The organism is Nocardia pseudovaccinii, from assembly GCF_050942345.1.
Lineage (GTDB): Bacteria > Actinomycetota > Actinomycetes > Mycobacteriales > Mycobacteriaceae > Nocardia > Nocardia pseudovaccinii.
Genome location: NZ_CP192074.1, coordinates 3,150,167 through 3,172,267, shown reverse-complemented (window position 1 = coordinate 3,172,267; position 22,101 = coordinate 3,150,167). Strand labels below are relative to the sequence as shown.

Annotated in this window: 21 protein-coding genes; 8 read left to right on the top strand and 13 right to left on the bottom strand. The window is 67.2% G+C overall.

Annotated features, from left to right (window positions below; genetic code table 11):
* The first annotated feature begins 1 nt into the window (after position 1).
* Positions 2-1,081, top strand: a complete 1,080-nt coding sequence (locus tag ACQPZ2_RS14070) for an NAD(P)H-dependent amine dehydrogenase family protein (RefSeq protein WP_433525934.1) — start codon at positions 2-4, stop codon at positions 1,079-1,081.
* 705 nt (positions 1,082-1,786) lie between these two features.
* Here ACQPZ2_RS14070 and ACQPZ2_RS14065 read toward each other — a convergent pair.
* Genes ACQPZ2_RS14065 through ACQPZ2_RS14040 form a run of 6 tightly spaced genes read right to left on the bottom strand, consistent with a single transcriptional unit; the run spans position 1,787 to position 7,727 of the window.
* Positions 1,787-2,599: an SDR family NAD(P)-dependent oxidoreductase gene (locus ACQPZ2_RS14065; protein WP_433525933.1), complete on the bottom strand. Its 813-nt coding sequence runs from the start codon at positions 2,597-2,599 to the stop codon at positions 1,787-1,789.
* A 43-nt stretch (positions 2,600-2,642) separates the two neighbouring features.
* A complete protein-coding gene (locus tag ACQPZ2_RS14060; RefSeq protein WP_433525932.1) occupies positions 2,643-3,785 on the bottom strand; it encodes a thiolase family protein in 1,143 nt (380 codons plus the stop codon).
* Between the two features lie 30 nt (positions 3,786-3,815).
* Positions 3,816-4,232, bottom strand: coding sequence for a Zn-ribbon domain-containing OB-fold protein (locus ACQPZ2_RS14055; RefSeq protein WP_063039589.1), 417 nt, complete (start codon positions 4,230-4,232; stop codon positions 3,816-3,818).
* Positions 4,233-4,243: 11 nt separating this feature from the next.
* Positions 4,244-5,158 (bottom strand): ArgK/MeaB family GTPase, encoded by a 915-nt coding sequence (locus tag ACQPZ2_RS14050; protein WP_433525931.1) that lies wholly within the window; start codon positions 5,156-5,158, stop codon positions 4,244-4,246.
* A 3-nt stretch (positions 5,159-5,161) separates the two neighbouring features.
* Positions 5,162-6,307 (bottom strand): thiolase family protein, encoded by a 1,146-nt coding sequence (locus tag ACQPZ2_RS14045; protein ID WP_387285839.1) that lies wholly within the window; start codon positions 6,305-6,307, stop codon positions 5,162-5,164.
* Positions 6,300-7,727: a class I adenylate-forming enzyme family protein gene (locus ACQPZ2_RS14040; protein ID WP_433525930.1), complete on the bottom strand. Its 1,428-nt coding sequence runs from the start codon at positions 7,725-7,727 to the stop codon at positions 6,300-6,302. The genes ACQPZ2_RS14045 and ACQPZ2_RS14040 overlap by 8 nt, the downstream gene beginning before the upstream one ends.
* A 53-nt stretch (positions 7,728-7,780) precedes the next feature.
* Between ACQPZ2_RS14040 and ACQPZ2_RS14035 the strand changes: the two genes are divergently transcribed.
* Positions 7,781-8,545, top strand: coding sequence for an SDR family NAD(P)-dependent oxidoreductase (locus ACQPZ2_RS14035; RefSeq protein WP_433525929.1), 765 nt, complete (start codon positions 7,781-7,783; stop codon positions 8,543-8,545).
* A complete protein-coding gene (locus ACQPZ2_RS14030; RefSeq protein WP_433525928.1) occupies positions 8,542-9,315 on the top strand; it encodes an SDR family NAD(P)-dependent oxidoreductase in 774 nt (257 codons plus the stop codon). The genes ACQPZ2_RS14035 and ACQPZ2_RS14030 overlap by 4 nt, the downstream gene beginning before the upstream one ends.
* 81 nt (positions 9,316-9,396) lie before the next feature.
* Here ACQPZ2_RS14030 and ACQPZ2_RS14025 read toward each other — a convergent pair whose 3' ends face one another.
* Positions 9,397-10,446 carry an aldo/keto reductase gene (locus ACQPZ2_RS14025; RefSeq protein WP_433525927.1) on the bottom strand — a complete coding sequence of 350 codons (1,050 nt, stop codon included), beginning with the start codon at positions 10,444-10,446 and terminating at the stop codon, positions 9,397-9,399.
* A gap of 301 nt (positions 10,447-10,747) precedes the next feature.
* Between ACQPZ2_RS14025 and ACQPZ2_RS14020 the strand changes: the two genes are divergently transcribed.
* A complete protein-coding gene (locus ACQPZ2_RS14020; protein WP_433525926.1) occupies positions 10,748-12,313 on the top strand; it encodes an MFS transporter in 1,566 nt (521 codons plus the stop codon).
* On the opposite strand, the gene ACQPZ2_RS14015 is transcribed toward ACQPZ2_RS14020, so the two are convergent.
* Positions 12,303-13,085 (bottom strand): AraC family transcriptional regulator, encoded by a 783-nt coding sequence (locus tag ACQPZ2_RS14015; RefSeq protein ID WP_433525925.1) that lies wholly within the window; start codon positions 13,083-13,085, stop codon positions 12,303-12,305. The genes ACQPZ2_RS14020 and ACQPZ2_RS14015 overlap by 11 nt on opposite strands.
* A gap of 242 nt (positions 13,086-13,327) precedes the next feature.
* A complete protein-coding gene (locus tag ACQPZ2_RS14010; protein ID WP_433527417.1) occupies positions 13,328-14,029 on the bottom strand; it encodes a TioE family transcriptional regulator in 702 nt (233 codons plus the stop codon).
* Positions 14,030-14,140: 111 nt separating this feature from the next.
* On the opposite strand from ACQPZ2_RS14010, the gene ACQPZ2_RS14005 reads away from it, so the two are divergent.
* The 4 genes from ACQPZ2_RS14005 (at position 14,141) to ACQPZ2_RS13990 (ending at position 17,857) form a co-directional block, all read left to right on the top strand.
* The gene (locus tag ACQPZ2_RS14005; protein WP_433525924.1) at positions 14,141-15,355 is read left to right on the top strand and encodes an erythromycin esterase family protein; all 1,215 of its coding nucleotides are present in this window, start codon (positions 14,141-14,143) and stop codon (positions 15,353-15,355) included.
* Positions 15,356-15,681: 326 nt separating this feature from the next.
* Complete coding sequence (locus tag ACQPZ2_RS14000) at positions 15,682-16,083, top strand: SgcJ/EcaC family oxidoreductase (RefSeq protein ID WP_433525923.1); 402 nt, start codon at positions 15,682-15,684, stop codon at positions 16,081-16,083.
* Between the two features lie 323 nt (positions 16,084-16,406).
* Positions 16,407-16,802, top strand: a complete 396-nt coding sequence (locus ACQPZ2_RS13995) for an ectoine synthase (protein ID WP_433525922.1) — start codon at positions 16,407-16,409, stop codon at positions 16,800-16,802.
* Entirely contained in the window at positions 16,799-17,857 is a 1,059-nt protein-coding gene (locus tag ACQPZ2_RS13990) for a threonine aldolase family protein (protein WP_433525921.1), read from the top strand. Before ACQPZ2_RS13995 ends, ACQPZ2_RS13990 begins: the two co-directional genes overlap by 4 nt.
* Before the next feature lie 21 nt (positions 17,858-17,878).
* Here ACQPZ2_RS13990 and ACQPZ2_RS13985 read toward each other — a convergent pair whose 3' ends face one another.
* Genes ACQPZ2_RS13985 through ACQPZ2_RS13970 form a run of 4 tightly spaced genes read right to left on the bottom strand, consistent with a single transcriptional unit; the run spans position 17,879 to position 22,039 of the window.
* Positions 17,879-18,643 (bottom strand): enoyl-CoA hydratase/isomerase family protein, encoded by a 765-nt coding sequence (locus ACQPZ2_RS13985; protein ID WP_433525920.1) that lies wholly within the window; start codon positions 18,641-18,643, stop codon positions 17,879-17,881.
* Position 18,644: 1 nt separating this feature from the next.
* Entirely contained in the window at positions 18,645-19,733 is a 1,089-nt protein-coding gene (locus ACQPZ2_RS13980; RefSeq protein WP_433525919.1) for an acyl-CoA dehydrogenase family protein, read from the bottom strand.
* The gene (locus ACQPZ2_RS13975; RefSeq protein ID WP_433525918.1) at positions 19,720-20,622 is read right to left on the bottom strand and encodes an acyl-CoA dehydrogenase family protein; all 903 of its coding nucleotides are present in this window, start codon (positions 20,620-20,622) and stop codon (positions 19,720-19,722) included. Before ACQPZ2_RS13975 ends, ACQPZ2_RS13980 begins: the two co-directional genes overlap by 14 nt.
* Entirely contained in the window at positions 20,600-22,039 is a 1,440-nt protein-coding gene (locus ACQPZ2_RS13970; protein ID WP_433525917.1) for a class I adenylate-forming enzyme family protein, read from the bottom strand. The genes ACQPZ2_RS13975 and ACQPZ2_RS13970 overlap by 23 nt, the downstream gene beginning before the upstream one ends.
* Positions 22,040-22,101: the final 62 nt, after the last annotated feature.

Here is a 22,101-nt window from a genome sequence, read left to right as displayed (position 1 = left end):
CGTGGTCGTGAATCGAATGGTGATCAAGCGATCCTCCGACGCACCCGAGAACCGGCCGCACCGGGTGGTGCAATGGGCCACCGGCACCATCGGCGCGCGTGCGCTGCGCGGTGTCGTCGAACATCCGAAGATGGAGTTGGTCGGCCTGTTCGTGCACAGCGCGGACAAGGTGGGGCGCGACGCGGGCGAGTTCTGCGATATCCCGGCCACCGGTGTGCTGGCCACCGATGACATCGAGCGGATCGTCGAACTCGACGCCGACTGTGTGCTCTATATGCCGCTCGTGTTCGACGCGGAGGTGGTGATCCGCCTGCTGGCATCGGGCACCAACGTGGTGACGACATGCGGCCTGTTCCACCACCCGCCGAGTATGGATCCCCAACTGCGCCAACGCATTCAGCAAGCCTGCACGCTCGGGGGCACCTCGATCCACAGCACCGGCAGCAGTCCGGGTTTCATCACCGAGGCGGTGCCGCTGGTGCTGTCCTCGATCCAGCGCCGACTGGACCGGCTGATGATCGACGAATACGCGGACCTGTCGCAACGCGATTCGCCCGCCATGCTGTTCGACGTCATGGGTTTCGGGCGGCCACCGGGTGATTCCAACGCGGCCCGTGCGGAACATCTGGCCGCGAGTTTCGGCCCGTCACTGCGATTGGTCGGCGACGCGCTCGGCTGCCCGCTGGATTCGATCGAGGCACACGGTTCGGTGGCGACGGCGCGGGCGACCACGCGTATCGCGGCGGGCACGATCGAGCAGGGAACCGTTGCGGCCCAACGAACTACGGTCTCCGGTCTGGTGGCAGGCGAACCGGTGCTCAACTTCCGCGCCAATTGGTATTGCACCACCGATATCGAGGCCGATTGGGACCTGCGCGATACCGGATGGCACATATCGGTGGTCGGCGACGCGCCACTGGAAGTGGATCTGCGCTTCCCGATTCCCCTGGAACAAATGGCCGCCGTATCCCCCGCCTATACCGCCAATCGCGCGGTCAATGCGATTCCGGCGGTGTGTGCCGCCGATCCCGGGATTCGATCGACCCTCGACTTACCGCACATCGCAACCACACTCGGCTGACCACACGATGGCTGTGCTCTGCTGAGCGGACCGCGGCCCCGCTCGGCCGAGCACACCACGACCCCGCTCGGCCGAACGCACCACGACCCCGCTCGGCTGAGCGGACCGCGCCCCTGTTCGCCGGGCACATTACGGCCGTGCTCGGACGAACGGTGTCGACACCACGCGATATCTGTTGCCGCAGTGATGGATTCGCGACCAGGCGACGGTGGCGCCTGCACGTCACGGCCGTGCTCGGGCTGAGCGGTTGTCGTCCCCACACAATGCCTGTTGCCGCAGTGGCCAATTCGCGGCCGGGCGACAGTGATGCCTGCACATTACGGCTGCGCTCGGGCGATCCGTCCCGGATCTGATTGGGATCTGCCGAGATCCAGACGGTTTGCATCGCTGGAGACGGTCCGGTTTACGGCCGACCTGATGTCAGCCGGAAAGTGATAGCCCGTGCGGGGCAGCCGCTCGGATATGCCCGATGAATGTGCGCCACGATTATTGGAACTCGGTGGCCGACCGAGAGCGCTTCGTTGACGAACGCGGTGTCGACCCCAAGCCCCCACGCCTCGGTATCTGTTGCCGCAGTGGCCGATTCGCGGCCAAGCGACGGTTACGCCCGCACATCGCGGACCACGCTCGGCTGAGCGGATCGCGGTCGCGCTCGGCTGATCGGTTCCCACTGCGGGATCTATTGCCGCAGTGTGTAATTCGCGCTCAGGCGACAGTGATATCAGCCAGTAGCGTGTCTACCCGTGCTCGCGCTCGCGTGGCTACTCCATCACCGGGAGCCACGTGGACGCGGCCCGCCTCGATCGCGGCGAGTGCGGACTCGGCGACCTCGCGCGGGGACAGGATTCCGCTGCGGGCGGCAGCGAGGCTGCGCATCGAGGGAGTCGCACCGGCACCGGCCGGTAGTTCGATCGCGCCCAGCGCGGCGGAGTTCTGACCGAGCGGGGTGTCGACCAGCCCCGGGCAGAGCACGGTTGCGCCCAGCGCGGGCGCGACCTGCTTGAGCTCGATATCGAGCGTCTCGGTGAGACCGACCACCGCGTGCATGGTGCCGGTGTAGGGGGTGCGGCCGGGCAGCGGGGCGAGGCCGCCGGAGGAGGCGGTGTTGAGAAAGTGACCGGCGCCCTGCTCGATGAGCAGGGGCGCAAATGCCTTGACGCCGTGGACGACACCGAGAATCTTCACCCCGATCATCCGCTGCCAGGTGCGCGCGTCCTGGTCCCACAGCGGCGCGGCCGGGCACACCACCCCGGCGTTGTTGCAGACCAGATCCACCCGGCCGTAGGCGGCCATGGTGCGTTCGGCCAGCGCGCGTACCGATGCCTCGTCGCTCACATCGGCCACCACGGCCGTGACCTCGGCGTCGCGCAATGCTGCTGCCGCCGCGATCAGGCCGTCCTCGCGAATATCGGAGACGACGAGCCGTACCCCGCGCGCGGCGAGCGCCTCGGCCAGGCCGTAGCCGATGCCGCTCGCACCGCCGGTGATCACGGCGACCTGTCCCTCGCGTATCAACATCGGCTACTCCTCCTCGCCGGGTGGATGGTGGGTCGAAACCTTGTCAGAGGCTGAGAATCGATGCCGCCGCGGTACCAGGCGCCCCATAGACCTGGGCGTAGCCGACACGAGGATTACCCGGCACCTGACGTTCGCCCGCCTGGCCGCGCAATTGCAGCACCAGTTCGTACACCTGCCGGATGCCGGAGGCGCCGATGGGTTCCCCGTTGGCGATGAGCCCGCCATCGGTATTCACCGGTAGGCGGCCGCCGATCTCGGTAGCCCCCTCGGCGAGCAGCTTCTCCTGGTCACCGTCGGCGCAGAAGCCGTTCTCGGCCATATGGATAACTTCCGCGCCCGCATCGGTGTCCTGGAGCTGGATCACGTCGACATCCTCGGGTCCGATCCCGGCAGCCTCGTATGCGGCCCGAGATGCGTACACCGTCGGCGAGACGTCCTCGTCGATGGCCGCCCAGGTGCTGTGCACCTCGTACGCGCCGTAGCGACGCGTGCGGATCGCGGTCGAGCGCAGGTACACCGGATTGCTGGTGTAGCGGTGCGCGATATCCCCGCGGCACATGATCACGGCCGCGGCGCCCTCGTCCGGCGAGCAGAACATGTACTGCGTCAGCGGATAGTTCAGCATCGTCGAGTTCAGGATCTCGTCTTCCGGAATCGGCTTGCGCCGCAGGGCATTCGGATTGAGTGCGCCATTGCGGAAGTTCTTGGCGGCGACCTTGGCCAGGGTGCGCTGGGAGATGCCGTGCTCGTGGATGTAGCGGTTCGCCTTGATCCCGAAGAACTGGGTGGTGACGAACTGTCCGTTCTCCGCGTACCACGCGGGCAGCCCGAGCTTGGCCGGGTCGTCGGTGAACGCACCGCGGGGGTGTTTGTCCATGCCGACCGCGATGCCGAGGTCGTATCGTCCGGACCGGATCGCCTCCGCGGTCTGTTCGATCGAACTGGCCGCGGTGGCACAGGCATTGAACACATTGGTGAACGGGATTCCGGTCAGCCCGACCAGCCGGGTCACGGCATCGGGATTGCTGACCTCATAACTGCCGCCGAAGCCGAACTGGATGTCCTTCCACTCGACACCGGCGTCGGTCAGCGCCAATTGGATTGCGTCGGCGCCCATTTCGATGGCCGACTTGGCGAAGCGGCCGAACGGGTGCAGGCCGACGCCGATGATGGCAACGTCGTTCATTCAAATCTCCTCGGTAGCCGTGGCCGCTGATCAGGCCGGTGCGAAAGCGACCGTGACGACTTCGTTCCCGTCGTCGTCGACATAAAGGGGGACGAAGGCCAGCTCGACATCCATCCCGAAGCGCAACTCGGCCGGTTCGGCCACGGTCAGCCGGGCCTCCACGCGCACGTCATCGCCCAGCTGGATCAGTCCGATCCCGAACGGCTCGAAGCTTTCGGCCGTCTCCTTGCCCGCGTACGGCAGTTTGGGGACGAAGCCCTGGGTGGTCCAGGCAACGAGCGTGCCGCGTCGTGGCAGCAGCCGTTCGGACATGTCCGGGCCGCTGCATCGCGGGCAGCGTGGTTGTTTGGGCCAGGTGACCGCGCTGCATGCGGCGCAGCGGCTACCGATCAACTGCGGATTCTCCGCCGGCCACGTCGAGACATCGGGCGCGAGGGCCTTTGCCATGCCGTCCTCCATCAGGTGGAAATGTCATTCTCATAAAATGTATACGCTATTTCCGGCGAAATGCGAACAGGGAGCAGTCGCTCCGCGGCGGTGTACGCGTCCAGCTGTCCCGCCGCGACCGAGTCCGCCAATACCGTCAACGCCGGATCGGCCCGCAAACGGGTCTGCGCCAGGGACAGGATCTGCGCGCGCGCCCGCGCGGTGCGCCGGTCGAGAGTGTCGCTGCGATGGTGTGCGTCGATCGCGGCCACCAACTCGGCGATCCCGACGCCCTTGGCCGCGACCAGGGTGAGGATCGGGGCGGCGGACTCCTGATGCAGATCCCGCACGGTCTGGTCGGCGCCCTCCCGGTCGGCCTTGTTGACGACCAGGATGTCGGCGACCTCGAGCAGACCCGCCTTCGCCGCCTGAATCGCGTCTCCCGCACCGGGATTCAGAATCACCAGGGTGGGATCGGCGATCGCGGCGATCTCGATCTCGGACTGTCCGACGCCGACGGTTTCGAGCAGAATCAGCTCGTGGCCGAGCGCGCCGAGCAATCGGATGGCGGCGGGCACCGCGGCCGCGAGACCACCCAGATGACCGCGCGTGGCCACCGACCGGATCAGCACATCGGGATCATTGATGTGCTGTGCCATCCGAATTCGATCACCCAGCAGCGCGCCGCCGCTGTACGGCGAGGACGGGTCGACCGCCAGCACCGCCACCCGCAGGCCCTGCTCGCGATAGGCGGCGACCAGTGCAGCGATCGTGGTCGATTTACCCGCGCCCGGCGGGCCGGTGACACCGACGACCCGCACCGGGACCGCTTCGAGCAGCGCGAGCACCTCGTCGCGCTGTGGTCCCTCGACCGCGCTCAGCAACCGCCCCGCGGCCCGCACCGATCCGGCCCGCGCGGCGGCGATGAGCTCCGCAATGGTCCCCACGCGCTACGGAGCCGGAACCTCGATGACGGTGGCCGAACCCATCCCGCCACCCGCGCACAGTGCCGCGATTCCGAAACCACCACCGCGACGCCGCAATTCGTGCACCAGCGTGACGATCATCCTGGCTCCGGTGGCGGCGACCGGATGGCCCAGCGAGCATCCGCTGCCGCTGAAGTTGACCCGATCGGGATCGATATCGAGTGCCTTGGTCGCGGCGATCGGCACCGAGGCGAATGCCTCGTTGATCTCGAACAGACTCACCTGCGACAGCGAAATACCGGCCCTGGCAACGGCCTTGGTGATCGCCTCGATCGGCGCCAGCCCGGTGTCGTGCGGATCGACGCCGACCGAGGCCCATCCGCGGATGATGCCGAGGGCGGGCAATCCGAGCCGGTCACTGGCGATGGCCAAGGCCGCGGCGCCGTCGTTGGAGCCCGACGCATTGCCCGCGGTAATGCTGAAGCCCTCGATCTCCGGGTGCAGCACCTTCAATCCGGCCAGCTTTTCCAGACTGGTGTCCCGGCGCGGGTGCTCATCGACCGCGAACAGTCCGTGCGGCGTGTCGATCGGCACGATCTCCTCCTTGAACCGGCCCTCGTCGATGGCGGCAATGGCATTGCGGTGCGAGCGCAGCGCCCACGCATCCATCTCCGCCCGCGAGATGCCGGACGCCACCGCGGTGTTCCAGCCGACCGTGATCGACATATCGAGGCAGGGCGCGTCCGGCCGGTCCGGATGGCTCGGGGCAACCCACGGGTCGATCCATTCGTCCTCGCCGACCCGGAAACGCACACGCGGCGCGGTGGATTCGGAATTCACGCCACCGGCGATGACGAGTTCGTCCATTCCCGCCCGGATTCCGGCGGCCGCGGTCTGCACGGCGGCCATGCCCGCGGCGCAGTGCCGGTTGTGCGCCACACCGGCGACATTGGTCAGTCCGGCGGTGATCGCCGCGTGCCGGGCCAGCACGCCGCCGCCGTAGCGGCCCTCGCCGAGGACGACGTCATCGATACGGGCTGGGTCGAGCCCCTCGGCGGCCGCGGCCACCACGTGCTTGGCCAGGTCGAAGGCATTGGTATCGCGCAGCGTGCCCTTGCGCGCGGTTCCGATCGGAGCGCGCAGGGCGGACACGATGACAGCTTCAGGCATTGGTGTTCTCCATTTCGGTGACGAGGTTGCGGCGCAGCAGTTTTCCGGTTTCGGTCTTGGGCAGTTCGCGGCGGAACACGATGGTGTCGGGCGTCTTCGACGACCGCAGTCGGGTGCGGACCCACTGTTTGATCTCGTCCGGCTCGCCCGCGCCGACGAGCACCGCGACCAGGCGCTGCCCCCACTCCGGATCCGGTACCCCGATCACCGCGGCCTCGGTGATGCCCGGATATTCCAGCAGCACGTCCTCGATCTCGGCGGGCGCGATGTTCTCGCCGCCGCGGATGATGGTGTCGTCGGCACGGCCTTCGATGAACAGATAGCCGTCGGCGTCCAGGCGGCCCAGATCCCGGGTCGGGAACCAGCCTTCGGCATCCAGTGCGCTGCGGCCGCCGTATTCACCGGAGATCTGCTCGCCGCGCACGAATACCAGCCCGACCTCCCCCACCCCGGTGGGCTCGCCGGACTCGGCGCGGATCTGGATCTCGATCCCGGGCAGCGGCTGCCCCACGGAGCCGAGCCGATCGCGGACGGCCGGATCATCTGAGGCGAAGGCCGCACGGTGATCGTCGGGTCCGAGTACCGCGATCGAGGACGCGGTCTCGGTGAGTCCGTACGCATTGACGAAGCCGGTGTCCGGGAACACCCGCAGCGCGTGCTCGAGCACCGGGCGCGGCGTACGCGAGCCGCCGTAGGCGAGGCTGGCCAGCGTCGGCACTCCCGCGTCGGCGCCGTCGACGGCCGCGACGATGCGCGCCAACATGGTCGGCACCAGCATGGCGTGGGTGATCCGTTCGCGCCGAACGGTTTCCAGCCAGCCGGACGCGTCGAACGCCGCCAGGTAGACCACCCGGCGACCGGAGTAGAGATTCGACAGCAGATTCGTCAGACCCGCGATGTGATAGGGCGGCACCGACACCAGCGCCGCGTCCGTCTCCTGCGCACCGCCGAACTCCACGGTGTTCAACAAATAGGCCATCAAATGCCGATGCCGCAGCAACGCCGCCTTGGGTTCGGAGGTGGTGCCGCTGGTGTAGATGATCGCGGCGACCGCATTGCCATCCCACGGCACCTCGAGTTCGGGCGCGTCGGCGCCCTCCTCGACCAAGTCGTCGAGGTCCTCGGGCCGCAGCACCAGCGCCCCTGGATGACGATCCAGGAGCACGGCCAACTGCTGTTCGCCGAGCCGATAGTTCAGCGGTACGAATGGCACCCCGGCCAGCGCCGCGCCGAAGAGCGCGACCGGGTAGGCCAGGTGATTCGCGCCCAGATACAGCACCGCGGGGTGCCGCTGGAAGCGGACGGCCGCGCGACGCGCATTGCCGAGCAGGGCGGCGGCGGTCAGCGAGCGATCGCCGACCGTGATCACGGTCCGATCGCCCGCCGATGCGGCCATGTCTAGGATCATGCTGATATTCATGAGAACATTATTCTCTCCATAGGAGAGTGTTAGTTGCAAGAGAGGATTGCGATATGCAGATCAGTGGGAGCGCTGCCATCGTCGTCGGCGGTACCGGCGGACTCGGCGAGGCCACCGTGCGCCGCCTGCACGCCGCCGGAGCGAAGGTGGTGGTCGCCGATGTCGCCGACGACAAGGGCAAGGAACTCGAGAAAGAACTCGGCATCCGCTACGTGCACACCGACGCGACCAGTGAGGAGTCGGTGCTCGCGGCCATTGCCGAAGCGGAATCCCTTGGACCGCTGCGCATTTCGGTCGACACCCATGGCGGCCCGGCCACCGGCGGCCGCCTCGTCGGCAAGGACGGCTCGCCGCTGGCACTCGACGGTTTCCGCACCACCATCGAGTTCTATCTGACCGCCGTATTCAATGTGCTGCGCCTGTCGGCCGCCGCCATCGCCAAGACCGAGGCACAGGATGAGGGCGCCCGCGGTGTGATCGTCAACACCGCCTCGATCGCGGGATACGAGGGCCAGATCGGCCAACTCCCCTATTCGGCGGCCAAGGGTGGCGTCATCGGTATGACCCTGGTGGCGGCCCGCGACCTGTCCCCGCTCGGCATCCGGGTGGTCACCATCGCGCCCGGCACGGTCAACACGCCCGCCTACGGCAAGGCCGCCGACCAGTTGGAGGGCTACTGGGGCCCGCAGGTGCCCTTCCCCAAGCGGATGGGCCGCTCGGTGGAATACGCGCAGTTGGCCCAGTCGATCATCGAGAACGACTACCTCAACGGCGAGGTCATCCGGCTCGACGGCGCGCTGCGCTTCCCACCGAAATGAACGGGCAGCCGTACCCGGAGTGGGGCGAAACACTCAGCGGCAAGGTCGCATTCGTCGCCGGTGCCAGTCGCGGCATCGGTGCGGCGATTGCCGCCGGGTTGGCCGGAGCGGGTGCGGCGGTGGCCGTCGCCGCGCGCTCGGAAACCGAGGGCAAGCTGCCGGGCACCATCGGTTCGGTCGCCGACCGGATCACCGCCGCGGGCGGAACGGCAATGCCGGTGGCGTGCGATGTCACCAGCGAGGAGTCGGTCGAAAATGCCGTGGCCGCAACGGTTTCGGAATTCGGCGGAATCGATATCCTGGTCGCCAATGCGGGGGTGATGTGGTTGGGTCCGATCGAGACCACACCGCTCAAGCGCTGGCAGTTGTGCATGAACGTCAATCTGACCGGCGTCTTCCTCGCGACCAAGGCCGTCATACCGCATCTGAAAGCCCGCGGCGGCGGCTCGCTCATCGCGATCACCACCACGGGCGTGGATATGATCCGCGGCGCCAACGCGTACTGGGTGTCCAAGGCTGCCGTCGAACGCCTCTACCTCGGTCTGGCCGCGGAACTGAAGGACGACAACATCGCGGTCAACTGCCTGAGCCCGACTCGGGTCGTACTGACCGAAGGCTGGCAGGCCGGAGGCGGTGGCCAGGAAATTCCAGCGAACATGGTCGAGCCGCCGGAAACGATCGCCCGCGCCGCGGTGCTGCTCGCGGGCCAGGATGCCGCCGGTATTACCGGCACGGTCCAGCGTTCGGAAGTGCTGATTCCGCGGGGATGATCGGCGCGAGGGCCCCGAAGAAGCATGGTCTTCGGGGCCTTGCGCGGACCTCAGCGCTCAGCGATATCAGCCCGTTCGCTCTTACGATTCTCGATAGGGGCGCCGCCGGGACTCCGGCCGCAGCGCCGGGTACTCGATGAAGTGGTCGATTCCGGGCAGGTCGGTGCCGGGCGGCACGACCTTGTCGATGGCATCGAGCACGTCATTGTCCAGACGGACCTCCGCCGCGGCGAGCGCGTCGTCCAAATGCCGCATGGTGCGCGGCCCGACCAGGGTCGAGGTGATGGCGGGATGACTGCCGACGAAGGCGAGGGCCATTGTGGTCAGGGCGATACCGGCCTGGTCGGCGATACCGCGCAAAGCGTCAACGGCATCGAAGCGCACGGGGGCGGCGAGTTCCTCGGCGCGGCTGAATCTGCCCTGCATGAACGGACTGTTCGGGTCGAAGCGCGACCCCACCGGTGCTTGTTGGCCGCGCCGGTACTTTCCGGTCAGCCAGCCTCCCGCGAGAGGACTCCATGGAATCATCGCCATCCGGTGCCGCCGACAGGTGGGCAATACCGCCTGCTCCACCGACCGTGCGAAGATCGAGTACTGCGCCTGCTCGCTGACGAAGCGCTCGGTGCCCCTCCTGGCGGCCGCCCACTGGGCTTCGACGATCCAGTCCGCCGGGAAGGTCGATGATCCCAGGTAGCGCACTTTACCTTGGCGCACGAGGTCGGTCAGCGCGCCGAGGGTCTCCTCCAGATCGGTATCCCAGTCGAGTTTGTGCACTTGGTAGAGGTCGATGTAGTCGGTGCCGAGCCGACGGAGGCTGGCCTCGACCGCGCGCGTGATCCACCGCCGGGATCCGCCACGCTGGTTGCGGTCCGCGCCCATCGGGTAGAAGCATTTGGTCGCGAGCACCACGTCATCGCGGCGCGACCGGACGGCCTGTCCGACGATCTGCTCGCTTTCCCCACCGGAATACACGTCGGCGGTGTCGATGAAGTTGATCCCGGCGTCCAGCGCACGGTTGATGATCCGCGTGCATTCGTCGGTGTCGGTGTTGCCCAACTGGCCGAACATCATCGCGCCGAGGCACTGACTGCTCACCTCCACGCCGGTTGTACCGAACTTGCGGTAGTCCATGCCTGACCCGTTCCTTGCGCTGCGATAATTCGACTCGCCAAAATGGCGTGCGAGTTTTCCGTGAATGAGAATCATACTCTCCGACGCTCGACGTAAGACGGGGCTGCAGCCGAGTCGCCGCGACTGCTGCGGCGTCGGGTCGACACGGATCGCTGTCGCATACGCGCAACTACCTGTCCTGATACGTCATTTCCGTCAAATCGTCCGATCCCTAGCGTTGGAAGTGCACTCGCGTGATGGCCTTCGAATCACGAGAACCGTTACAGCGCAGTGCATTTCCTTGCCGAGAGAAAAGGACGCCATGTCTACGACCATCGAAGTTCCATCAGCGGAACGTGTGCGCGGGCGGCGGCCCGCGCTGGTGCTGTCCCTGGTGGGCATCGCGGTGTTCATGCTGATGCTCGACACCACCGTCGTCACCGCGGCCCTGGCCGATATTCGTGCCGACTTCGACTGTTCCATCGACGGACTGCAGTGGGTCATCGACGCTTACGCGATTCCACTGGCCGGGGTGCTGCTCACATTCGCCACTGTCGGCGACCGGTTCGGCCGGAAGCGATTGTTCGCCACCGGCATGACGGTGTTCACCGCGAGTTCGCTGGCACTGTCCTTGTCCGGCAGTCTCATTCAGTTGAACGTGCTGCGTGCGGTGCAGGGTGTCGGCGCGGCCATGCTGTTCGCCACCGCACTGCCGCTGCTGGCGGTCGCGTTTCCCGATTCCCGCGAGCGCGCCAAGGCCATCGGCGTGTACGGGGCGGTCATGGCGGCGGCCAGTGTCGCCGGGCCGGTTCTCGGCGGGGCGCTGGTCACCCAGTTCGGATGGCGATCCATCTTCACTGTCAATGTGCCCGTCGGGCTGGTAGTCGCGGGAATAGCGTTGGCGCGCATGCCCGAATCCGCGCGGACGTCCGGACGTCGTACCGATTGGCTCGGCTCGCTACTGCTGATCGGCGGACTGACCTCCGGTGTGTTCGCACTGACGCGGGGTAATGCGCTCGGCTGGACCTCGGCCACCGTGCTGACCCTCGTCGGCGCCTCCTTCGTCCTGCTGATCGCCTTCGCTTGGTGGCAGACCAGGACCGCGCACACGCTGCTGGATCTGTCCATGGTCCGTAAGCCCGGATTCGCAGGCACCGCCATTGTGTCCGTCGCCTACATGGGGACGCTGATGGCCGCCTCGAACTATCTGGCGGTTTTCATGATCGGCGCCCTCGGGCTCAGCCCGCTGCAGATGGGCATGCGGCTGTTGCCGATCAGCCTCGCGGCACTCGTCGCCGCTCCGACCACCGCCGTCCTGGCCAAACGCGTGCCCGTCGGCGTTTCACTGCCGGTCACCATGGGCCTGGTGACGCTCGGCATGTGGTTGCTCGGCGGCGTCGGGATCACCAGTGACTGGACGCATTTCATTCCCGGCATGGTCGTCGGCGGGCTCGGGTTGGGTGCGATCACCGCACTCGCCCAGGCCGCGTCGCTGACCTTCGCGCCCGCCGAGGACGCCGGAATGACCAGCGCCGCCTTCGCCACACTGCGCCAGGTCGGCATGGCCATGGGGGTGGCCGGACTGGGCGCGCTGTTCAGCAGTACCGCTCGCGACACCGCCAAGAGCGGCTTGGCAGCGCTGCCCGGAGCGCAGTCCATCAGCTCAGGGGAGTTCATCGATGCCGCCGCAGCCGGTGCGGGAGGACAGGCCGGTGACGCTGTACCGCACGAATTCGCGACGCTCGCACCGACTCTCGCCGATATCGCCAACCGGGCCGCCGTCGACGGGCTCGATGCCGCGATCACTCTGGGCACTGTGATCGGCGTCGTGGCCACCCTGCTCGCGGCGGCCATCTTCGCCCGGGACGCCGTGCGATTCAGGCAGTGATCTCCGGATCGGCATCACTCCGGCCGAAATACGCCGCGGGAGTGGTGCCGATCTCCCGTTTGAACGCGGCGATGAAGGCGCTGGCAGTCCCGTAGCCCACCGCCCGCGCGGCGCCCGCCACCGTCGCGCCGGTCGCCAGCAGCGGTAGCGCGGCATTGAGCCGCTCGAAGGTGCGCCAGCTCTCGAAACTCACGCCGGTCTCGGCGCCGAACCGCCGCGACAAGGTCCGTGCCGACACACCGACCAGGCGTCCCCAGGCATCCAATCCCCTGTCCTGCGCGGGATTTCGCCGAATCTCCAATGCCACCCGCAGGGCGTACGGATCCACCGGCAATGCCGTCGGAATCTTGGTGACCGACATAGGCCGCAGCACATCCCACAGCACCGTCAGCGCGTGCGCGCGCCGATCCCGATCCTGCTCACCCAGTTCCATCAGATAGCTCAGCAGCGGCCCGGTCAGTCCGGTGGCGTCGACCACCGTCGGTGTGGTCCAACCGATCGGGCACAGCTCCGGCTCGAAAAACAGCGAAAGCAGCCGCCCGGCCGGGCTCGGCGTCACCGCGTGCGCCACCCCACCGGGCACCCACAACCCGCGTGTACGCTGCACGATCCAACGGCTTTGGTCCGTCTCCACGGTGAGTACACCGTCAGGCGCCCAAGACAATTGGTGCTGCGGATGCGTATGCGTCGTCACGCTCGCACTCGGGTCCAGGGCGATGACGATGCTGGGATGGTCGGCCGCATCGAGGCTTATGTGCTGAACGACTCCCACCACCGTGACCCTAACCTGATCAGATCGAACGCGCTGTCATGCCGCTGGCGCCTCGGTCGCCGGCCAGGCCGAGGGCTCTGCTCGGCCCGTCGGCCTGCCCCACCATCACACGACCGGTCAGCCACGCACACAGCAGGAATGCGGTAGCCACCGAACGGTGGAGTCGCGTGGACGGCTCTGCCGCCTGTCACACACACGCTCATGCCCATTTATCGCGCGATAAGTGTTGGTCGGCGATGGGTTCATAGGGCGTGCTGATCGAGCAGGGCGAGGTAGGCGTCGAGTTGGGCTGCACCGGCGAGCAGGCTGCGGCTGCGCGTGGTCAGCCGGTCCTGCCAGGAGTCGAGGAAGGCACTCAACGCGTCCGCACCGCCCGCCTCGCGCAGCGACTCGATGAACTGCGCGACCTGGTGCAGCAGGTACCCGCCTCGACGCAGTTGTCGTGCGATCTCGGCGTCGCGCACGCAATCCGGTCCGTATTCGCGGTAGCCCGTTGCCCGGTCGCGTTCGGGGCGCAGGATGCCCTCGGTCTCCCAGGTGCGCAACGTCGCCGGGTGCACGCCGAGCCGGCGCGCGAGTTCGCCCACGGTCAGCGGACGGCCGTTGACAGGGGGCGGTTTCGTGGTGGACAGGCTGTCGAGTGCCGCCGCGACCTCGGTGCGGGTAGCGCGTTCGGTGAGGAGCGCGACGTGCGTGGCATCGATGAGCCGGTAAGCGGACCCGGCATCGCCCCGGTTGGTCGCGCGCATGATCTCCATTGCCTGCTGGTGCCCGTGGCCGCCGCGTAACGCGAGAAAGGCGCGCAGGGCTTGCGCGTGCAGGGGCGTGTAGCGCCGGTAGCCGGTCTGGCTGCGCTCGGTCGGCGGGAGGATGCCAGCGTCGTCGTAGTTGCGGATCGCCTGTGCGGACAACCCGTGTTCTCTGGCGAGGTCGATGGGGCGCAGCTGTACCTCCGATTGAGGCTTTCATCTATCGACTGCAGGTAGAAGTCTCAGAAGTTTCACACGAATCTTCAACGATACCGTCGAGGGTAGATACTTCTGGAAGGGGTGTTCATGTCTACTGCCGCAGCACTGCGTGGGATCGGCCGCCAACTCGACGACGCGGCCGACCTGGGCCGTGCCCTCGACGAGCTGCTCGCCGCGCGGCCCGAGCCGCCGGCCCTGCTCGCCCTCGGCGAGCCGACCCACGGGATCGAGGCGTTCCCGTTGCTGCGCAACGAAATCCTCGGCCACCTGGTCGAACGGGGGTACCGGTCGATCGTGTTGGAAACCGATGTCTTCGCCGCGTCCGTCGTCGATGACTACGTTGCCGGGGCACCGGCGCAGATCGACACGGTGCTCGCGACCGGGTTCAGCCATGGGTTCGGTGCCGTACCCGGCAACCACGAACTCGTCGAATGGCTTCGCGCGCACAATGCAGGCCGCGCGCCGCAGGATCGGGTTCGCTTCTACGGCTTCGACGCGCCGACGGAGTACTCGGGTGCGCCGAGCCCGCGACGCGCGCTGTCCTCGGTGATCGAGTACCTGCCCGCGGCCCTGCGGCCCGAATCAGTCCACGACCTCGACACGCTACTCGGCGAGGACACGGACTGGACGAATCCGGCGGCCATGTTCGATCCGGCAGCCTCCATCGGCGACTCCGACCGCGCCCGCGCCCTGCGCATCATCGCCGACGACCTCGCCAGCACGCTGCGCCGCGCGGCGCCCGACCTGCACCGCGCCGACCCGACCGGCTACGCCTACGCCGTCGCGCACGCGCGCACCGCCCAGAGCCTGCTGCGCTATCACGCGGCCATGGCGAGTCCAGCCCCTGATCGCATCGCGACCTTGGTCAGCCTGCGCACCGAGATGATGGCCGAGAACCTGCTCGCGATCGTCGCGCAGGAGCAGCGACGCGGACCGAGCCTGGTGTTCGCGCACAACCTCCACCTCCACCTGCAACGCACCCAGTCGGACGGCGGGGACAAAGTGAGCTGGGGAAACGCTGGAGCGCTGGTAGCGCGCACCCTCGGCGAGCGCTACGCGTTCCTGGCAACCGACGCCAAACCCGACAGCGATCCGGACACCTTCCAGGGCATGTTGGCTATTGCGACCACCCGCCGCGCCCTGTTCCCCGCATCGGCCCTGCGCGCCGCGCTTCCCCCGTCGATCGGCCCTGGCGAACCGATCCTGCCCGGCCACATCCCGCTCACCCCAGCAGAATTGGACGGCGCCGACGCGGTCATCTTCATTGCCGACACCGACGGAAAACGGCATCAGTACTGGTAGCAGCCACCGCCGGAGGAGATCCGCCAGCACCCGGGCGTACACCGCGCAGCGTCCACAGACAATCGATCGCCTGAAGACCGAGAATGCATTGTGAGAAGGGCGCTCTCGACGTCTACGGCCACCAATACATTCTCGACGGTCGCCTATGGGGACGGTGTGCGCGGTGGAACTGGCTGCGGCTCAGGGCAATCGGGGTGGCGGGTCGACCCTCAGCTCCTCGAAATCGGCTCTGCCGAATCTTTCTACACTGCGGGCGATGAATCGGGCGTAGCCCGCTGGTAGGTACTCGTGAGCCGCTCACCGCGGCCACGAACCGAGGAGAAACCATGACCGACACCGCAGTGCACGCCGACCGCGAGGCCGTTCTCGATGTCCTGAACAACCTTTACCGTGCCTGGGCCGACAATGATGCCGACGCTTTCGTCGCCGACTATGATCCCGACGCCACTTCAATCTTGCGCGGCGTCTTCAACTCCGGCCGCGACGCCGTCCGAGACCGGATGGCCGCGGGCTTCGAGGGCCCGCTGCGTGGCTCGAAAACCCTGGACGAACCCCAACTCGTCCGTTTCCCCACCCCCGACACCGCCATCGTGGTCAGCCGCAGCGCCGTCCTCATGGCACGTGAAACCGAAGCGCCCGCCGACCGTTGGGTCCTGGCGACCTGGACCCTGATCCGCCGAGACGACCGCTGGCTGCTCACCGCCTACCACAACTGCCCGGCCCAGTAATGCCACGTCGTCGACGGTCAGGTGAGTGGGTGACCTCGGCGGAGGTAGTGCGATTGACGAGCTTGGTGCTGTCGGCGTCGCCGCCTGCACCAAGCCTCAGCGCGCGAACCGCAGGTCGAGCCGCCGCCAAAGGGATTGCCGCTCAGGGCTGTCGAGGGAAATTGTCGGTGTCGCTGTCGTCGGTAATGTGAGCCGTACTCATTCGTTCTTGCATGGCGCGATCTTAATGAAGGGGGGCATTCCTGCCACTGTCGGAGATGCTGTGCCAGCAGCCATGCTCCTAGTGTTCGCAGGAAACGCACGAAACAAAAGGAACGCACTCCATGATCGTCCGTTCACTGAGAGAGATCATCGGCACCGACCGCGAAGTGAAGGGCCCCACGTGGACCAGCCGCCGCCTGGTGCTCGCCGAGGAGAAGGTCGGCTTCTCCTTGAACGACACCGTGGTGGAGGCGGGCACCGAGCTCGAGATGTGGTACACCAACCACATCGAGGCCGTCTACGTCATCGAGGGCCGGGGCGAACTGGTCGACCACGAGACCGGTGCAAAGCACCGTCTCGAGCCCGGCATGATGTACCTGGTCGACGCACACCAGCATCACACCTTGCGCGCCCACACCGAGTTCCGCGCGGTCTGCGTATTCAACCCGCCCCTCACCGGCCGTGAGGTCCACGACGAGAACGGCGCCTTCCCACTGCTGACAGAAGAGGATCAGTGAGCGACACCGCTGCCAACGAGGACGAGCCGCTACGCGGTTTCGCCAGTGACAACAACGCTTCCGTGCACCCGGACATCTTGGCGGCGCTGGCCGCCGCCAACGAGGGCCACCAGCCGGCCTATGGCGAGGACGTCCACACCGCACGGCTGCGCGAGCTGATCAAGAACCATTTCGGCGACAGTGCCGATGTCTTTCCGGTATTCAACGGCAGCGGCGCCAACGTGGTTGGGCTGCAGGCGATGTGCGACCGGTGGAGCGCGGTGGTCTGCCCGGAGTCCGCGCACGTCAACCTGGACGAGTGCGGCGCACCGGAGAAGGTGGCCGGGCTCAAGCTGATCCCGGTGCCCACCCCGGATGGCAAGCTGACGCCGGAGCTGCTCGACCGGTACGCGTGGGGCTTCGGCGATCAGCACCACGCCCAGCCCAAGGTTGTCTCCATTACCCAGAGCACCGAGCTCGGCACTCTCTACACACCCGGTGAGATCGCGGCCATCGGCGCGCTGGCGCGCGAACGTCACATGCTGCTCCATGTGGACGGCGCCCGGCTGGCCAACGCGGCCGCCGCACTCGATCTGCCGTTGCGCGCGTTCACCACTGACGTCGGGGTGGATGTGCTGTCGTTCGGCGGCACCAAGAACGGCCTGATGCTCGGCGAGGCGATCGTGGTGCTGAACCCGGACGCGGTGCGCGGCGTGACGTACCTGCGTAAAGCCGGGCTGCAGTTGGCCTCCAAGATGCGGTACATGTCGGCGCAGTTCGTCGCGCTGCTGGAGGGCGACCTGTGGCTGCGCAACGCCCGGCACGCCAATGCGATGGCGGCGCGGCTGGCCACAGCCGTCGCCCGGGTGCCCGGCGTCGAAATCGTACGGCCGGTCCAGGCGAACGCCGTCTTCGCCGTACTGCCTCGGGAGGTCACCGAGCGGCTGCGGAAACGGTTCCGCTTCCACACCTGGGACGAACGCACCGGCGAGGTCCGTTGGATGTGCTCGTTCGACACCACCGAGGCCGACGTGGACGCCTTCGCAGCCGCCATCGCCCAGGAGATGACCGCTTGAACAGGAGGCCTTGCGCGAACCTCAGCGCTTTGCGGTGAGCCTGGCGATGTTGGCCCGGAAGTCCTCGCTCTGGAATGTCAGATCCTCGGCCGCCAGGGCGTAGTCGAGAGTCGCCAGCACGGCATGCTCGAGTTGCAGGTTGAGCACGCGCTTGGTGCTCTCCACCGCCTGCTGCGGCAGTTCGAGCATCCGTTGGGCACAGGCCAGCGCCTCGGCGACCGGATCTTCGACGACATGGTTGGCCAGTCCCATCTCGCGTGCCCTGGCGGCGGGAATCCGTGCGCCGGTGATCGCGTATTCCTTGGCCAGCAGCATGCTGGTGTGCAGCGGCCAGGTGAGCGGGCCGCCGTCTGCGGCGACCAATCCGACCTGCACGTGCGGGTCGGACAGATACGCGGTTTCGGCGATGTAGACCATGTCGCTCAATGCCACAAGGCTGCAGCCGAGACCGACTGCCGGACCGTTGACCGCGGCGATCACCGGGATCCGGCAGCGGGCCATGCCGAGCACGATGTCCCGGCCGTCGGCAATTGTCTTGGCGCGCAGATCGCTATCGCGGCTGAGTTCTTCGAGATACGTGAAATCGCCGCCCGCGGAGAAGGCTCGGCCCGCGCCGGTCAGCACTGCTACCCGCGCCCCACTGTCCGCACTGAGCCGCGGCCACAGCCGGGCGAGCCCGGCATGCAGCGGATCGTTGACGGCGTTGAGGGCGTCGGGTCGATTCAGCGTGATGATCCGGACCGGTCCCTCGGCGCGGACATCGATTTCGGCTGGCATGTCGTACATTTCAAACTCCCAATCCCAGGATGCGCGCGGCGATGATGTTCTTCTGTATCTGCGAGGTACCGCCCATGACGCTCTGTGCGCGGCTGTAGAAGTAGGACCCGAGCAGTTCCGGATCGCGGGTGCCGCCGACGGCCAGCGCCGCATGGCCGACCGCTTGGTCGACCCAGGTCATGAGGAGTTTGTCCAGCGATCCGTCGGGCCCGTGGGTGACGCCGTCGAGCTGTTCGGAGAGTCGGCGCCGCACGTGCAGGCGCAGCATCTCGGTCTGCACCGCCGCCCAAGCGAGTTCCTCGGGTGCCTTGCCCTCGACGCGAGCGGCCAACTGGCGCACCAGCTTTCCGTATCGAGCCGCGAACCCCAGAGTGGAGGGCTCGCGTTCGTGCCCGACGACGGTCATCGCCAGCTTCCAGCCCTCCCCGGGTGCACCGACCAGCTGATCCGCGGGCACGATCGCACCGTCGAATTCCACCTGACCGAATTCCCGGGTCACCCCGCTGATCATCTGCAGTGGCCGCTGCTGCACACCGGGCTGCTTCATCGAGATAATGAATGCCGAAATGCCTTTGTGCCGTGGCGCATCCGAATCGGTACGCGCCAAGACCAGGCACCAGTCGGCGACATCGGAGTAGCTGGTCCAGATCTTGTGGCCATTGATGACGTAGTGGTCGCCCTCGCGCGACGCGGTGGTCGTCAGCGCCGCCAGATCCGAACCGGCCCCCGGCTCGCTGAAACCCTGGCACCAGCGCTCGGTGCCGTTGATCATGCCGGGCAGGAACCGTTGCTGCAGTTCCTTGCTCGCGTGCCGTCCGAGACCTGCGACCAGGTAGCCGAGGCTGGGCCGTGGCGGCGCACCCGCGATCGCCAACTCCTCGTCCAGGATGACGTCATAGACCGGTGAAAGGTCGTGGCCACCGAATTCTCGCGGCCACGACAAACCGAAGAACCCGGCCGCGTAGAGCGCCTGATGCCATTCGCCCTGCCGCGCCCAGTATTCGTCACCCGAGGTCGGAAACGTCCCGGCCACCTGGGCCAGCCAGGCGCGCAGCCGGTCCCGGAATTCGGCCTCCTGCGGTGCGTCACGAAAGTCCAAGGTCGATCTCCTCCAGGCTGACGGGGAACAATTCGGTCGAGGTCAGGGCACGGCGCAGGTACACGTGCGCGAGGCACTCCCAGGTGTTGCCGATGCCGCCGTGCACTTGAATCGCGGTCTCACATACCGTCCGCGCGGCCCGCGCGCAGTACAGCTTCGCGATCCGCGCTGCCCGCATCGACTCGGCATGCGGCAATTCGTCGACCGCCCAGGCCGCGTGCCGCGCGACGCTGATCGATCCCTCGATCAGTGCCTGACTCTCGGCGAGCAGGTGCGCGACCGCCTGATACGAGCCGATCGTATTGCCGTACTGCGCACGGACTTTCGCGTATTCGACGGCGAGGGACTGCGCGCCGCGGGCGACACCCACCAGATCGGCGGTGGTGGCCACCAGCGCCAATGCCTGCCACTGAGCCACCTGATCGGCGGACAATTCGCCGAGGAAGTCGGGTCGACCGGTGAGCTCCGCGTCGACCCTGGTGAGATCCGCACCGGGGAGTTCGGCACCGACCCCACCGACGAGCAGCTGGCCATCGTCGATCACCAGTGCTCGATCGGCGCCGTGCGCGTCGATCGCCCGGTCCGTAACCGCGACGGTCCAACGCTGACCGTCATCGGCCGGACCACGCAGATCGTCGGCCAGTACCGGTCCCAGGAACGGCACATCGACCAGTCCGCGCCCGAACTCCTCGGCCACGATCGCCACCTCGACTCCGGTAGCGCCGTCCGAACGCAGTGCCCGCCAGCCGGTCTGGTCGATCGCCTTCTCCAGCCGGGTCAGCCGCGCCGCGTCGTCGAGGTCGAGTACCGAGCCGGGGCCGAGGTCATCGGCCAATTTCGCGGCGGCGTCCCGCAACTGTCGCTGTTCACTCGTGAGACGAACGTCCATACTGCTCCTTGAGAATTCGGCGCAACACCTTGCCGGAGGGCAGGCGCGGGATTTCGGGGACGAACAGCACGCGGCGTGGTCGCTTGTATCCGGCCAGCCGGTCGCCGACCAGTGCGATGAGTTCGTCGTCGGTGACCGCAGCGGTGCGGGTGACGGCCGCGACGATCGCTTCCCCATCGGCGGGGTCGGCGATACCGAACACCGCGCAGTCGCCCACCGCGGGATGTCCGTGCAGCACGGCCTCGATTTCTGCGGGGGCCACCTGGAAGCCGCGGACCTTGATCATTTCCTTGGATCGGTCGGTCAGCTGGACCCAGCCGTCGGCATCGACGCGGCCGATATCACCGGTCCGGTACCAGCCGTCGTCGAAGGCTTCCGCCGTTGCATCAGCCGGTAGATATCCGGCCATGAGCGAAGGCGACCGCGCCTGGATTTCACCGATCTCGCCGGGGCTCAACGTTTCTCCGGTCGTCGACACCACCCGCAGTTGCACGCCCGCCGCCGCTTTTCCGACGCTGTCGTACCGCACGTTCCCGATCGGACTGCATGCGATGACTGGCAGTTCGGTGGTTCCGTACGCGGGCAGCCAGCCGACACCGGTTCGGGTGGTGACGGTTTCGGCGACGGATGCGGTGACCGGCGTCGCGCCCCACACGATGTAGCGCAGCGAGGACAGGTCATAGGACTCGAGTTCGGGATGCGCGGCCAGCGCTAGAGCGATAGGCGCGACGGCCATCTCGATGGTGATCCGGTCCTCGGCGATGCACCGCAGCATCCGTTCCAGGTCGAAGCGCCGGTGCAGCCGCATCCAGGCGCCGGCCTCCAGCACGGTGACGATATTGAGCAGTCCCAGGATGTGCGAGGGCGGCGTGACGATCTGCAAGCGGTCGTCGGAATTCAGCTCCAACACCCGGGTCCAGTGCCGCACCGCCGCGGCGAGCGAGGCGTGGGTGTGCCGCACCGCCTTCGGCAATCCGGTAGTGCCCGAACTGAATACGAGCACCGCGTCGGATTCCGGATCGGGTTGTCCGAAGGTGTGTGTCAGCGGTGTGATCGGATCGTCGAGGTGGCGCGTGGGCAGCAACTCGGCCAATATCGGCGCATCGCCGAGTCCGTGCGCCGGTTCGGTCAGCGCCAGGGCATGTTCGACCTCGGCACGCTTCCAAGCGGGACTGATCAGCACGGGTGTCGCGCCCAGTAGCCATGTCGCCAGTACCGCGACCACGAATTCCGGCCGGTTCGTCGACATCAGCGCGACGCGATGCCCGGCGCGCACACCTCGCGCCACCAAGTCCACGGCCAGACCTCCGGCCAGCCGATCCAGCTGCCGGTACGTGTACCCGCGGTCCTCGAACGCGAGGGCGACCGGTTCGGCGCGCACGGTCGCGGCACCGCGGCGGCTGTCGTTCGACCCCATATGAGAAGATCCTGTCTCGTCAGAGAGAATATAATTCTCCTTGTACTAGAATCTTAATACCA

Excerpts from the sequence above, each read along its gene's own strand:
- ACQPZ2_RS14055 (WP_063039589.1), bottom strand. The coding sequence starts at position 4,232 with ATGGCAAAGGCCCTCGCGCCCGATGTCTCGACGTGGCCGGCGGAGAAT.
- ACQPZ2_RS14025 (WP_433525927.1), bottom strand. The coding sequence starts at position 10,446 with ATGGACTACCGCAAGTTCGGTACAACCGGCGTGGAGGTGAGCAGTCAG.
- ACQPZ2_RS14060 (WP_433525932.1), bottom strand. The coding sequence starts at position 3,785 with ATGAACGACGTTGCCATCATCGGCGTCGGCCTGCACCCGTTCGGCCGC.
- ACQPZ2_RS13975 (WP_433525918.1), bottom strand. The coding sequence starts at position 20,622 with ATGGACGTTCGTCTCACGAGTGAACAGCGACAGTTGCGGGACGCCGCC.
- ACQPZ2_RS14035 (WP_433525929.1), top strand. The coding sequence starts at position 7,781 with ATGCAGATCAGTGGGAGCGCTGCCATCGTCGTCGGCGGTACCGGCGGA.
- ACQPZ2_RS13995 (WP_433525922.1), top strand. The coding sequence starts at position 16,407 with ATGATCGTCCGTTCACTGAGAGAGATCATCGGCACCGACCGCGAAGTG.
- ACQPZ2_RS14045 (WP_387285839.1), bottom strand. The coding sequence starts at position 6,307 with ATGCCTGAAGCTGTCATCGTGTCCGCCCTGCGCGCTCCGATCGGAACC.
- ACQPZ2_RS13985 (WP_433525920.1), bottom strand. The coding sequence starts at position 18,643 with ATGTACGACATGCCAGCCGAAATCGATGTCCGCGCCGAGGGACCGGTC.
- ACQPZ2_RS14030 (WP_433525928.1), top strand. The coding sequence starts at position 8,542 with ATGAACGGGCAGCCGTACCCGGAGTGGGGCGAAACACTCAGCGGCAAG.
- ACQPZ2_RS14065 (WP_433525933.1), bottom strand. The coding sequence starts at position 2,599 with ATGTTGATACGCGAGGGACAGGTCGCCGTGATCACCGGCGGTGCGAGC.
- ACQPZ2_RS13970 (WP_433525917.1), bottom strand. The coding sequence starts at position 22,039 with ATGGGGTCGAACGACAGCCGCCGCGGTGCCGCGACCGTGCGCGCCGAA.
- ACQPZ2_RS14040 (WP_433525930.1), bottom strand. The coding sequence starts at position 7,727 with ATGAATATCAGCATGATCCTAGACATGGCCGCATCGGCGGGCGATCGG.
- ACQPZ2_RS14020 (WP_433525926.1), top strand. The coding sequence starts at position 10,748 with ATGTCTACGACCATCGAAGTTCCATCAGCGGAACGTGTGCGCGGGCGG.
- ACQPZ2_RS14000 (WP_433525923.1), top strand. The coding sequence starts at position 15,682 with ATGACCGACACCGCAGTGCACGCCGACCGCGAGGCCGTTCTCGATGTC.
- ACQPZ2_RS14005 (WP_433525924.1), top strand. The coding sequence starts at position 14,141 with ATGTCTACTGCCGCAGCACTGCGTGGGATCGGCCGCCAACTCGACGAC.